Source organism: Streptomyces sp. NPDC015125, from assembly GCF_043080045.1.
In the GTDB taxonomy this organism is placed as follows: Bacteria; Actinomycetota; Actinomycetes; order Streptomycetales; family Streptomycetaceae; genus Streptomyces.
The window spans coordinates 68,551-81,504 of the sequence record NZ_JBIBVF010000026.1 but is presented as its reverse complement, the minus strand read 5'-3'; the positions used below and the strand labels follow the sequence as shown (position 1 = coordinate 81,504).

The window sequence follows — 12,954 nt, the reverse complement described above, 5'->3', positions numbered from 1 at the left end:
CGGACATCAGGGATAGGCCTTAACGAAAGACCCAGAAGGCCGCCTAAGCACACCGAAGCACCCCGAAGCACCCACTCCGCCGCTACGGCAGGTCCTCGGCGTCCGGGAGGTCCTCCAGCTCCGGGGGCAGTGCGCCCTCCTCGCCGGTCTCGACGGCCGCACGCGAGACCCCGGGCTTCGCCGGACCGGCCGGCCGCCGCGCGGCCCCCCGCTCCGCTTCGGCCGCCGCGGTCTCCGCCTGGGCCTGCAGCCCGGAGCGCTCCAGGAACCGCAGCAGTTCGACCGGGAAAGGCAGGACAAGGGTGGAATTCTTCTCGGCGGCGACCGCCACCACGGTCTGCAGCAGCCGCAGTTGCAGCGCCGCGGGCTGGTCGGACATCGCCTCGGCCGCCTCGGCCAGCTTCTTGGACGCCTGCAGCTCGGCATCGGCGTTGATCACCCGGGCCCGCCGGTCCCGGGTCGCCTCCGCCTGGCGGGCCATCGACCGCTTCATGGTCTCCGGCAGCGAGACGTCCTTGATCTCCACCCGGTCGACGGTCACACCCCAGCCGATGGCCGGGCTGTCCATCATCAGCTCCAGGCCCTGATTGAGCTTCTCCCGGTTCGACAGCAGGTCGTCCAGTTCACTCTTGCCGATGATCGACCGCAGTGAGGTCTGTGCCATCTGCGAGACCGCGAAGCGGTAGTCCTCGACCCGGATGACCGCGTCGGCGGCGTCCACGACCTTGAAATAGACGACCGCGTCGACCCGGACGGTCACATTGTCCCGGGTGATGCCCTCCTGGGCCGGCACCGGCATCGTGACGATCTGCATATTGACCTTGCGCATCCGGTCGATGCCCGGAACGATCATGGTGAACCCCGGCCCGCGCACCTCGGAGGCCAGCCGCCCCAGCCGGAGCACCACACCCCGCTCGTACTGCTTGACCACCCGGGCCGCGGCCACGAGATACACGGCACCCACGGAGGCCAGTGCCACCCCGGCCGTCACCAGTTCTTCGACCATCACGGCTCCCTGACATGTGCCGCACGCCATCCGAATCGCGCTGTTTACCATGGTATGCCCGGTCAGGGAAGGCGGGCGAGGAGGCCCACACCAGGCGCCACCGGGCGCTACCGGGCGCGGCCGAGCCCCCGTCCACCGGCGGACGGGGGCCCTTGTGCTGCCGGAGCCGGAGCCGGGTCCGGCGATCGCTACGGTTGCCGGTTGCCGACTGCCCCTCCGTACGGGTCCCGGCCGTACGGGTCCCGGCCGTACGGGTCCCGGTGCGCGCGCAGACCGGTCCGTACGGAAGTCAGCCGGCCGGCGTCAGTAGACGCTCACCCCGTAGGCGCTCAGCGCCTCGGTGACCGGCTGGAAGAACGTGGTGCCGCCGGACGTGCAGTCGCCGCTGCCGCCGGAGGTGAGCCCGAGTGCCTTGGTCCCGGAGTAGAGCGGGCCGCCGCTGTCGCCGGGTTCGGCGCAGACGGTGGTCTGGATCAGTCCGGAGACGATGTCGCCGCCGCCGTAGTTGACGGTGGCGTTCAGCGCGGTCACCTTGCCGCTGTGGATGCCGGTGGTGGAGCCCCGGCGGGTGACCGTCTGGCCGACGGAGGGGGTGCCGGCGCTGGTGATGTCCTGACTGCCGACCGTGCCCTCGTGGGAGACCGAGCCGGTGTACTTGATGATGCCGTAGTCGTTGCCGGGGAAGCTGCTGCCCGCGGTCGGGCCGATGCCGGCACCGGAGCCGGTGGTCCACGGCGGGTTGCCGTCGGTGCAGTGACCGGCGGTCAGAGCGTAGTAGGTGCTGCCGCTGCGGACGTTGAAGCCCAGCGAGCAGCGCCAGCTGGGGGCGTAGATGGCGTCGCCGCCGGAGATGAACTTGCGGAAGGTGCCCGCGATGCGGTCGATGCGGACCGCAGCGGCGTTGCCGCCCGCGGCCCGCTCGATCCTGGCGATCCCGTCCGGGGAGACCGTACGGTCGGCGGTGACGACCAGGGTGTGGCTCTTGCCGTCGATCCGCCAGGCGGTGCCCGCGACATCCGCGCCGCGTACCGCCTGGCCGACGGCGGTGAGCTGGGTGGCGCTGAACGTCCTTGCGGGGGCGGGGCTTTGTGCAGTGGCGGTGGGGATGGCGATGGCACCGACGGCCACCAGTCCGGACGCCACGGCGATCAGCCGGGTGCGTCTTCCTACGCCACTGCGGGGGGTGGTGCGCTCGTTCCTCACTGATTCCTCCGAGGGGGATCGGGGGCCGCCGGTGGGCAGCCCGTGAGGCGCAGCCGAAGGGCACGCAAGAATCCGCACGTTCATTTTCAGCGTGCCCCTGACAAGCGCTGAGCGGAGTTTCGGGCGCACCACCCCCGCAGCGCAAGAGGGTCACACGATTGTCTTGTGCCGGATACACGTGCTTCATGGCCGCACCGCCCGCCACACCGCCCGCAACACTCCGCCCCGGCAGCCTCGTTGACGGCTGCCGGGGCGGCGCTGACCCCCTCGGTCGGGGATGGGACGGATCAGCGGACGTTGCGGTTCCGCTCCCCGGCCGGCCAGGCGACGGACAGGGTGGTGCCGGGCGGCGGGAAGAGGCAGAGGGTGTGGTCGGGGGTACTCATGACCGTCGGCCCTCCCCTTCGGCATGTACGGGCTCCGGCAGCCCGAGGTGAGAGCGCAGCGTCCTGCCGGAGTATTCCGTGCGGTGGACACCGCGCTCCTGGAGCAGCGGGACGACCCGGTCGACGAACTCGTCCAGCCCACCGGGGGTCAGATGGGGCACCAGGATGAAGCCGTCGGCGGCGCCGGTGCGCACGTAGGTTTCCATCTCTGCCGCGACGGCCTGTGGGGTGCCGATGAAGGACTGCCGGCCGGTGGTCTCGATGACCGTCTCGCGCAGGGACAGCCCCTTGGCCTGCGACAGCGCCCGCCACTTGTCGGCCACGGCCTTCGGGTCGGCGATCTTGACCCGGCCCTGCGCCAGCTCGCTGCCGGGGACCGGGTCGAGGTCCGGGAGCGGCCCGTCGGGGTCGTACGAGGACAGGTCGACGCCCCAGATCTGCTCCGCCGCCAGCAGCGCGTTCTGCGGGGAGACCTGCTGCCGGCGGATCTCGGCGGCATGCTCCCGGGCCTCGGCCGCGGTGTCACCGAGGACGACGGTGACCCCCGGCATGATCTTGAGGTCGCCGGGCTGCCGGCCGTACGCCGCGAGCCGGCCCTTGACGTCGGCGTAGAAGGCGCGGCCCGCCTCCGGGCCGCTGTGCCGGGTGAAGATCACGTCGGCGGCGGAGGCGGCGAACTCCCGGCCTTCGGGCGAGTCCCCCGCCTGGATGACGACGGGGTGGCCCTGCGGGCTGCGCGGCACGGTGAACTCGCCGCGGACGGTGAAGTGTTCCCCACGGTGATCGACCGGGCGCGGCGGTCCGTCCTCCGTCCAGGAGTCCCACCACTCCCGTGCGGTGGCGACGAATTCGGCGGCGCGGGTGTAGCGGTCGGCGCGGTCGAGGTAGCCGCCGCGGCGGAAGTTCTCGCCGGTGAAGGCGTCGGAGGTGGTCACGACGTTCCAGGCGGCCCGGCCGCCGCTGAGGTGGTCGAGGGAGGCGAGACGGCGGGCGAGTTCATACGGTTCGTTGAAGGTGGCGTTGACGGTGGCGGCCAGGCCCAGCCGGTCGGTGACCGCCGCCAGCGCGTTGAGCAGGGTGATCGACTCGGGCCGGCCGACCACATCGAGGTCGTGGATGCGGCCCTTGTGCTCGCGCAGCCGCAACCCCTCGGCCAGGAAGAAGAAGTCGAACAGTCCGCGTTCGGCGGTGCGGGCGAGCTGGGCGAAGGAGGAGAAGGCGATCTGGCTCTGTGACCGGGCGTCCGCCCAGACCGTGGTGTTGTTGACGCCGGGGAAGTGCGCGGCCAGATGGATCTGTGTGCGGGCCGCAGAGCGCGGTTCGGTCGGGGACATCAGGAGGCCTCCCGGGCGGGGGCGTAGCGGCTGGCGGGGCGCGGCAGGCCGAGGTGCTCGCGCAGCGTGGCACCGGAGTGGAAGCCGGGCAGCAGACCACGGTGCCGGAGCACGGGGACGGTGCCGTCGACGAGCAGCGCGAGGTCGCGGGCCGGGTCGGCGGGCCGCAGCTGGAAGCCGTCGGCGGCGCCGTCGGCGTGCCAGTCGCACAGCAGCTCGGCGAGCCCCGCGGCGTCGGCCGGACTCTCCAGCCCGACCGGCAGCGAGGCGAGGACGATCAGGCGGTCGGGGTCCCGGCCGTGTACGCGGGCACGGGCGCGCAGTTCGGCGCGGGCGGCGCCGGCGGTGCCCGGGTCCTCCGCGCGGACCAGCACGACATCGGCGTGGGCGGCGGCCACCTCCGCCACGACCGGATCCGTCGGCGCCGCGAAGTCCTCCCCCGCCGCGGTCAGCTCCACGACGACGACCGGCCGGCCCTGCGGGGGCCGCGGCACGATGGAGGGGCCGCGGACGGAGAAGGAGCTGCCGGTGAAGTCGACGTGGTGGAGCTTGTCCCGGTCGACGAACCGGCCGGTCGCCCGGTCGCGGATCTCGGCGTCGTCCTCCCAGCTGTCCCACAGCCGGGCGGCGGCATCGGCGACTTCGCCGGCCTCGCGCCAGACCTCGGCGGGCGGGGCCGCACCGCGGCGGCCGAAGAGCGCGGCATCGGCCTCGGTGGTGGACACCTCGACGCTCCAGCCGGCCCGGCCGTGGCTGACCCAGTCCAGGGTGGCCACGGCCGTGGAGACATGGAACGGCTCGGTGTGGGTGGTGGTGACGGTGGGGACCAGGCCGATCCGCTCGGTGGCGGGCGCGACGCGGGCCAGTACGGCGAGCGCGTCGAGTCCGGGACGGGCGAAGCCGTCGCCGAGGGTGACGAAGCCGAGGCCGCCGCGCTCGGCGAGCCGGGCGAGCGCCACGAAGTGCGCCGCGTCGTAGGGGGCCGGGGCACCGGGCCGCTGCGGGGCGTCCAGCGCGACGGCCAGCTGCAGCGGGCGTGGGGGCGGGGACATGGGCGGGGACATGGGCGGGGCTTCCTTTCTGCGCCGGGCGCCGGTCAGTTGGCGGTCCTGGGCAGGCCGGGCGGATTGATCTGCGAGGTCTTCAGGTGCTCTCCGGTCAGCCCCCAGCGCGCCAGCACCTTGCCGTAGCGGCCGTTGTCGATGACCTTCTGCAGTGCGGCGGCATAGGCCTTGACCAGGCCGCTGTCCTTCCTGGTGGTGGCGGCGATCTTGCCCTGGACGCGGTCGCCGCCACCGGAGAAGGTGCCGGTGATCTCCGTCTGCCCTGCCGTGTTCACGTGGTACGCCGCGGTCGGATTCGGGCCGAAGAAGCCGTCGATACGGCCCGATTGGAGCGCGAGGTAGGTGTCGGAGGGCTTCTGGAAGTACTTGATGTCGACCGGTGTGCGGCCGGCCTTCTCGTTCTCCTTGCTCCAGTCGACCAGGATCTTCTCCTGGTTGGTGCCGGTGCCCACCGCGATGGTCTTCCCCGCGACGTCCTTGGCGCCCCGTACCTTCCAGCCGCTGCCCTTCTTCGCCTCCATGGCCAGCTGGTCGAGCCGGTAGGTGGCGAAGTCGTACTTCTCCTTGCGCTCCTCGGTGACCGTGACATTGGCGAAGACCGCGTCGAGCTTGCCGCTGTCCAGGCCCACGAAGAGGTTCTCCCAGGACAGCGGGTCGAAGCGGGGCTTGAGGCCGAGGGTGTCGGCGACGAGGGTGGCGATGTCCTCCTCGACGCCGATGAGGGTCTGGTCGTCGGTGGCGTAGAAGCTCAGCGGCGGGCTGGACTCGGCGCCCACACCGATCCGCAGGACACCGGCCTTCCGGACCCGGGCGGGCACCAGTGCGGCGCTCTTCGGGTCCTTGGCGCCAGGGATGCGGTGCTGGTCGGGGCCGATATTGATCTTCGGTCCCCGGCCTCCGGCGGCGGCCGGCACGCTGTTGTCGCCCGACGCCGCGGTGCCGCCGCAGGCGGTGAGCGCTACGGAGCCGGCGGCGAGCAGGGCTGCGGTCAGGGTACGGCGGCGGGTCAACGGATGACTCCTCATGCTCAAAGGACCTTGGAGAGAAAGGACGTGGTGCGCTCATGGCGCGGACGGTCGAGCACCTCGCCGGGCGGGCCCTGTTCGACGATCCGTCCGCCGTCCATGAAGACGACGGTGTCGGCCACCTCCCGGGCGAAGCCGATCTCATGGGTGACGACGATCATCGTGGTGCCCTGGTGCGCCAAGTCCTTGATGACCTCCAGGACTTCGCCGACCAGCTCCGGATCGAGCGCGGAGGTCGGCTCGTCGAAGAGCAGCAGCTTGGGCTCCAGGGCGAGCGCACGGGCGATGGCGACGCGCTGCTGCTGGCCGCCGGAGAGCGTCCTGGGGTAGGCGTCCGCCTTGCCGGCGAGCCCGACCCGGGCGAGCAGCGCCCGTGCGGACTCGGCGGCCTCCTTCTTCGGGCGGCCCAGCGCGGCGACGGGTGCCTCGGTGATGTTCTCCAGCACGGTCAGATGCGGGAAGAGGTGGAAGTTCTGGAAGACGAAGCCGATCTCCGTGCGCTGCTTGAGGATCTCGCGTTCGCGCAGCTCGTAGAGCCTGCCCGCCCGTCGCCCCGCACCCTTGCCGAAGGCCCTCCGGGCCGCCGCCCTGTCATCGCGCCGGTAGCCCACCAGCGCGCCGTTCACACTCACCGAGCCGCTGTCGACCTTCTCCAGGTGGTTGATGGTGCGCAGCAGGGTGGACTTCCCGGAACCGGACGGGCCGAGGATGACGGTGACCTCGCCGGCCCGGACCTGGAGGTCCACCCCGCTCAGCACCTGGAGCGGGCCGAAGCTCTTGTGGACCGCGCGGATGTCGACCATGGCGCTCTGCACGCTCATCGGGTGGCTCCCTTGGCGAAGTGGCGTTCGACGTAGTGCTGGAGGACGGAGAGCACCGTGGTCAACAGGACGTACCAGGCGGTGGCGACCATCAGCAGGGGCACGACCCGGCCGTTGCGTCCATAGATGACCTGGACCTGGTAGAAGAGTTCGCCGATCGCCATGACCGAGACGATCGAGGTGCCCTTGAAGAGGGAGATGACCTCGTTGGTGGCGTTCGGCAGGATCGAGCGGGCCGCCTGCGGCAGCACGATCCGGCGCAGCTGCCGCAGCCGGGGGATGCCGAGCGCGGCGGCCGCCTCCAACTGCCCGCCGTCCACGGCCAGCACCCCGCCGCGCACGATCTCGGCGGCGTACGCGGCCTGGTGCAGCGCCAGCCCGAGCACCGCCGCGCCCATCGCCCCGACCAGTCCCATGGTGTCGACGTGGACGAAGCCGGGACCGAAGGGGATACCGAAGTCCAGGCGCTTGTAGAGATAGGAGAGGTTGAACCAGAACAGCAGCTGGACGATCAGCGGGATGGAGCGGAAGGCCCAGATGTAGCCGAAGGCGACCCAGCGCAGGAAGGTGCTCGCGGACAGCCGCATGAAGGCCAGCACGATGCCCAGCGCAAAGCCGAGGGCGGTGCCGTAGACGGTGAGCTGCAGGGTGACCCAGACCGCCTTGAGCACGGTCCGTGCGGTGAAGAACTGGGCGAACACCTCCCATTCCCAGGCGGGGTTGGTGACCAGACCGTGCACGAACTGGGCGATCAGCACCGCCGTCACCACGATCGCCGCCCAGCGCCAGGGATGGCGTACGGGCACGACCTTCAGGGCCGCCGGGTCGTCCGCCGGCGCTGGTCCGGCCTGCTGGGGAGCGGCCGGCTGGGGTACGGCCGGCTGGGGTACGGCCTGTTCGACGGGTGGGTCACTGGTCAGCGGCATGGGAGTCCTCGGGGGTGGGAGCGGGGCGGACGAGGGCGACGGCGGGCCGGGGCGCGGCCGGGGGCAGGGCGGCCCGGTCCCGCAGGAAGGTGAGCAGCGCCCGTGCGGTGGCGTCGTTCTGCCGGAAGGCGGGTGCGTTGGTACGGGGCCGGGCGAAGGCGCCGCCGGAGCGGGCGTCGGTGTGCGGGCCGAGGGCGAAGCGGCGCGGGTGACGGGGGTCCCCCCCTGTGCATGGGGGTCCCCCCGGTCGAGCGAAGCCGGGAGTGGGGGAGGAGGCGAGAACTCGGGGGAGGCCGGTCCGGTCCAGGATCCGGCCGTCGACGGGGTCCACCGCCAGCAGCCCGGTGGGAGTCGTGGCCGCGCCGTCGGCGTACAGGGCACGCAGCAGGGCGTCCCGGGTGCGCTCGACGGTCGCCTCCGGCAGCCGCGCCTCCACCAGTGCCCGGGCCTCGACCGACTCCCCCGGCACACTGGCGCTCTCGGCGCGGAACACCCCGCGCCGCGCATCGGCGGTGACGGTGGTGCCGGCGCCGAGGAAGCGCACCACCCCGGCCCGGGAGAGGGCGAGCAGCTGCCGTAGCCGGGGTCCGGGCGGGCCGGAGGCGAGATAGCTGAAGAACCCGTGCCACCAGGGGCCGTGGTCGCCGATCCGTACCAGCTGGCCGTAGACCGACAGCAGCGCAAGGAAAACCGCCAGGTCGGGGCTGTGCGCGGGGTCGTGACGGCGGGCCAGGTCGGCCTCGATCCAGCGGCGCAGCCCGTCTTGCAGCGCCTCGGCGTCGGGGTAGCGCAGGCCGTCCAGCGGATGGTCCAGGGCATCGAGGTCGAGACGGTCGGCGGGGTCCGGGACCGCGGCGCCGACCAGGGCCCGGAGGGCGGCGCCGTCCGGGCCGGCGGCGGCGTACTTCTCCTCGAAGTCCGGCCAGTTCATCCGGGTGCGGGCGGGATGGGCGGTGAACAGCCGGTGGTAGTGGGCGAATCCCAGTTCCTTGTCGATCAGCGGCCGGACGTCCCGCCGGAAGTCGAACCCGTCGGTCCTGGCGAGCAGCGCGTCGACCTGCTCGGGCCCGAAGAAGCGGGGCAGCGGCGGCCGTTCGCCGTCCATCGTGTAACCGATCTTGGAGTGGTAGGGCACTCCGCGCCGTGACCCGACGTGCAGGACGGGCTCACGCCCCGAGGGCCGGTAGACCGGCTGTCCGTCGGCGCCGGTCGTGTAGGTGCCGCCGCGGCCCTCGGTCAGCAGCACCATCAGATCGACGAAGGCCAGCCCGAAGCCGCGCACGAGCACCGGTTCACCGGGCCGGAGGGCACTCGGCTCGCTGTCCGCGGTGAATGCCGGCGGCAGGTACGTCAGACCGTGCCGGGCCGCGAAGTCCGACAACTCCTGTTCATCCGGCGCGAGTTCGGACTCCAGATGCCCTAGCGTGAGCACCACGAGGTCGGCCGGGAGCGGTGTGGGGCGGCCCGCCAGATGCACCTGCTGCCGGCCGTCGCGCGGGCCCGAGACCCGTACCGCCCGCTGCCGGTGCTCATGGACGGCGACGGACGGCGGCAGTGCGGCCACCGACCGCTCGTACACCCAGCTCAGATAGGCGCTCTGCAGCCGCCGGCCGGCGAAGTCGCGGGGCCCGAGTGCCGCGAGGGCGTCGGCCAGGCCGGGCGCGACGGGGATCTCGCCGTCGCGCACCGCGCGGGCCCACTCGGCGAGCGAGGGCCCCGGCCGCACCGGCCCGTCCAGTTCGGCACTCTCGTCGGTGAACATGGTGACGTCCTCGGCCGTGGAGTTCATCCACAGCAGGGGCGACTGGTCGGCGCGCCAGATACGGCCGCCGCCGGGCGGGTGGGGATCGACGAGATGCAGGTCGAGGGCCGCGTCGCCGTACAGCTCGGGGGCGTTGGCGGCGATCCGCTCGATCAGCCCGGTGCCGCGCGGCCCGGCTCCCACGATCACCACGGACGGCCGGACGGAGGGGTTCGCGGACCGGCTCATCGGGCACCGGCCGCACCGCGGGCGTAGTGCCGCTCCAGGTAGTACTGGCCGACGCCGAGCACGGAGGTGACCGCGATGTACCAGAGGGTGGCGACCAGCAGCAGCGGGATGACCTGGTAGGTGCGGTGGTAGACCAGCTGGACGGAGTAGAGCAGGTCCTGGACGGCGAGGACGCTGACGATGGAGGTGCCCTTGAGGGTGCCGATCAGCATGTTGCCGGCCGGCGGCACGATGGAGCGCATCGCCTGCGGCAGCACGATGCGGCGCAGCCGCCGCCAGGCGCCGAGCCCCAGCGACTGCGCCGCCTCCAACTGCCCCTTGTCGACGGAGAGGATGCCGCCGCGGACCACCTCGGCGGCGTAGGCGGCCTCGTGCAGGGTCAGGCCGATCAGGGCGACGGTGAGCGGGCCGAGGAGCTGGACGGTCTTGATGCCGAGGATCGTCGGGTACAGCGCCCCGATGTTGAACCAGAACAGCAGTTGCACCAGGACCGGCATCGACCGGAAGAGCCAGACGTATCCCCAACTGACGCCGCGCAGCACGGGGTTGGCGGACAGCCGCATCGTCGCGAGCAGGGTGCCCAGCACAAAGCCCAGTGCCATGACGGCTGCGGTCAGCCAGAGGGTGAGGCCCAGGCCGCGCAGTACGGCGGGGGTCAGGAAGTAGTCGGCGACGACGGCCCACTGGAAGGCGTCGTTGCGTACGACGGACCGGAGGGCCAGCGCCAGCAGGACCAGGACGGCGGCGGCCGCGACCCACTGGCCGGTGCGGCGGCGCGGCACGATCCGGGGGTCGGGGCGGTCCGGGCCATCGGGGGGAGCCGTGGTGGATCCGGAGTGGGTGGCAAGGGTGCGAGAAGGCATGCGAAGGCTCCGTGGATGCCGAGCGCGAGCACGGGAGTGGAGCGCCTTCACACAGGCGGAAACGGGCCGTGCCCCTCAGCACGACCGGCCCTTGAGGCTATGGGGTGAACACGCCTCGCTGTCAAGGCCGTCCGGACTGTGAGCCGTGGATCACTTCATGGTTGACGCGGAAACGGATGCCTGTTCCACTTACTCGCATGTATCTCTGGCAGCGGCTGGTCACCCGCGACCACATCGACTTCGGTCGTGTGTGGTCGTCGTCCTGTTGAGCTGACGCCCTGCCCTGAAGCCCGTCGCCGCTAAGGCCGGGCCGTTCCGCGGTTCTTTCTCTTCCGTCAACCGCGCGCCTTCACACCTCGCGCCGCCGCCCGGCGCACCCCTCCCCTCGCACACCCGCAATTCCCTTTCGCAGCAGTCCCCTTCGCCGCAGCCCCTGTCACCTCCCCTGCCCTGTCCGCCGCCTGTCCGCCGCCTGTCCCCTGTCTGCCCCCTGTCTGTTCCCCTGTCCTGTCCCCGTCCGGTTGTTCCTTCGGCATGCTCGAAGAAGGGCGCAGTATGCGCTTCGGCGTCACGACTCCGATCGACCACGTCCCGGACGCGCGGTCCGCCGCCGCGACCCCGGTGCCACGGCCCGGCACGGCGGCGGCCCGGTGAGCGCCGCCCCCGGTCCGCCACCGACCACCCGCCCGACGGTCCGGCACACCACCGTCCACGATCCGCTGGCCCGTCCCCTGCTGGACGAGCTGACCCACGAATACCGCACCCGGTACGAGAAACCCGTCGATCTGAGCCTGGAGTACCCGGCCGAGGAGTTCGCCCCGCCCGGTGGCGCGTTCCTGCTGCTCCTGGCGGACGGCAGCCCGGTCGCCGGGGGCGCCTACCGCCGCTATGACGCACACACCGCCGAGTTCAAACGGATCTGGACGCACTCCGCGCACCGCAGGCGCGGGCTGGCCCGGCGGGTCCTGGACGCCCTGGAGCGGGATGCCGCCGACCGGGGCTACACCCGCATCTTCCTGACGACCGGCCCCCGCCAGCCGGAGGCCAAGGGCCTCTATCTCGCGGCGGGTTACCGCCCCCTGTTCGATCTGTCCGCCGCCCCGGAGTCGATCGGCCCGCTGCCGTTCGAAAAGCACCTGGAGAGCCCGCACCCATGAGCCTGGCCACGCCCCGCACCACCCCACTGCGCACTACCACACTGCGCACCGCCGCACTGCGCACCGCCGCGGTCCTGGCCGCCGCTGCCCTGTCGCTCACCGCCTGCGGTGCGGGCGGCCCGCCCGGCGCGGCCGGGGCCGGGGCCGCGGGTCCGTCGGCCGCCGACGACACGATCCCCACCACGGACGTGGTCTCGGCCGTACGGAAGGACCCGGCCGCGGCGAAACTGCTCCCCCCGGACGTCCGCGCACGGGGCAGCCTCTCCCTCGCCACCAGCGTCGGCACCCTGCCCGGCGCGACCTATCTGGCCGACGGCAAGACCCTGGCAGGCCAGGACATCGACTTCGCGGACGCGGTGGGCAAGGTCCTCGGCCTGAAGATCGACCGCGAGGTGGCGAGCTTCGAGGCGATCCTGCCGGCCCTCGGCAGCGGCAAATACGACGTGGGCACCGGCAACTTCGGCGTGACCGACGAGCGCCGCAAGACCATCGACTTCGTGACGTACATCAACGACGGCCAGGGCTTCGCGGTCCGCAAGGACAGCCCGCTGAAGAAGGTCGGCTCGCTGCAGCAGCTGTGCGGGCTGACGGTCGCCACCGGCGCCGGCACCACCTTCGAGGCGACGCTGGAGGAGCACCGGCACCGGTGCACACGGGCGGGCAAGAAGCCCTACGACGTCAAGACCTATGCCGAGCAGGGCGCACTGTGGATCTCGCTCCAGCAGGGCCGCACCGATGTGGTGATGAGCACCGTCAACGGGCTGCACTACGCCGTACGGCAGCAGCCGGGCCTGCGGTTCCTCAACGAGTTCAAGCGGCTGGACGTCGGCTTCGCGTTCAGGAAAGGCACCCCGCTGACACCCGCCGTCCGGGCCGCGGTGAACCGGCTGAAGAAGGACGGCACCTACGACCGGATCCTCAAGAAGTGGGGCACCGGGGCCTCGGCCCTGGCCGCATCGCGGATCAATCCGCCGGAGATCCGCTGACCCGGGGCCTTCGCACGACGAGGCATGTGTGCTGGTCCCGCGCATGAACCTACCCGCCGGTCCGGTCCGCCTTCCGCTGACCGCTTCCCGTCAACGGAGGGTCAGGTACCGACCGTGAGGTTCTTCATACTGTCAGTTTCCTTACGGGGCGCATAAGGTGATGACGCGCCACCCTCTTTGCACCAGATGTGTC

11 protein-coding genes are annotated in these 12,954 nt (G+C 71.9%); 2 read left to right on the top strand and 9 right to left on the bottom strand.

Annotation, left to right across the window (positions count from 1 at the left end; genetic code table 11):
• Positions 1–82: 82 nt before the first annotated feature.
• From ACF088_RS35755 to ACF088_RS35715, 9 genes are all read right to left on the bottom strand, one after another.
• A complete protein-coding gene (locus ACF088_RS35755; protein ID WP_392380072.1) occupies positions 83–1,006 on the bottom strand; it encodes a slipin family protein in 924 nt (307 codons plus the stop codon).
• A gap of 303 nt (positions 1,007–1,309) precedes the next feature.
• Complete coding sequence (locus ACF088_RS35750; protein ID WP_392380071.1) at positions 1,310–2,209, bottom strand: S1 family peptidase; 900 nt, start codon at positions 2,207–2,209, stop codon at positions 1,310–1,312.
• A 382-nt stretch (positions 2,210–2,591) separates the two neighbouring features.
• Entirely contained in the window at positions 2,592–3,929 is a 1,338-nt protein-coding gene (locus tag ACF088_RS35745; protein WP_392380070.1) for an NtaA/DmoA family FMN-dependent monooxygenase, read from the bottom strand.
• The gene (locus tag ACF088_RS35740; RefSeq protein WP_392380069.1) at positions 3,929–4,993 is read right to left on the bottom strand and encodes an LLM class flavin-dependent oxidoreductase; all 1,065 of its coding nucleotides are present in this window, start codon (positions 4,991–4,993) and stop codon (positions 3,929–3,931) included. The genes ACF088_RS35745 and ACF088_RS35740 overlap by 1 nt, the downstream gene beginning before the upstream one ends.
• A gap of 32 nt (positions 4,994–5,025) precedes the next feature.
• Positions 5,026–6,018, bottom strand: coding sequence for an ABC transporter substrate-binding protein (locus ACF088_RS35735; protein ID WP_392380068.1), 993 nt, complete (start codon positions 6,016–6,018; stop codon positions 5,026–5,028).
• 2 nt (positions 6,019–6,020) lie between these two features.
• Positions 6,021–6,839, bottom strand: a complete 819-nt coding sequence (locus tag ACF088_RS35730) for an amino acid ABC transporter ATP-binding protein (RefSeq protein ID WP_392380067.1) — start codon at positions 6,837–6,839, stop codon at positions 6,021–6,023.
• Positions 6,836–7,765, bottom strand: coding sequence for an ABC transporter permease subunit (locus tag ACF088_RS35725; RefSeq protein WP_392380066.1), 930 nt, complete (start codon positions 7,763–7,765; stop codon positions 6,836–6,838). Before ACF088_RS35725 ends, ACF088_RS35730 begins: the two co-directional genes overlap by 4 nt.
• Entirely contained in the window at positions 7,749–9,755 is a 2,007-nt protein-coding gene (locus tag ACF088_RS35720) for an FAD/NAD(P)-binding protein (protein ID WP_392380065.1), read from the bottom strand. The genes ACF088_RS35725 and ACF088_RS35720 overlap by 17 nt, the downstream gene beginning before the upstream one ends.
• Positions 9,752–10,618 (bottom strand): amino acid ABC transporter permease, encoded by an 867-nt coding sequence (locus tag ACF088_RS35715; RefSeq protein WP_392380064.1) that lies wholly within the window; start codon positions 10,616–10,618, stop codon positions 9,752–9,754. The genes ACF088_RS35720 and ACF088_RS35715 overlap by 4 nt, the downstream gene beginning before the upstream one ends.
• A gap of 650 nt (positions 10,619–11,268) precedes the next feature.
• Here ACF088_RS35715 and ACF088_RS35710 point away from each other — a divergent pair.
• The gene (locus tag ACF088_RS35710; RefSeq protein ID WP_392380063.1) at positions 11,269–11,775 is read left to right on the top strand and encodes a GNAT family N-acetyltransferase; all 507 of its coding nucleotides are present in this window, start codon (positions 11,269–11,271) and stop codon (positions 11,773–11,775) included.
• Positions 11,772–12,761: an ABC transporter substrate-binding protein gene (locus ACF088_RS35705; RefSeq protein ID WP_392380062.1), complete on the top strand. Its 990-nt coding sequence runs from the start codon at positions 11,772–11,774 to the stop codon at positions 12,759–12,761. The genes ACF088_RS35710 and ACF088_RS35705 overlap by 4 nt, the downstream gene beginning before the upstream one ends.
• Positions 12,762–12,954 lie beyond the last annotated feature (193 nt).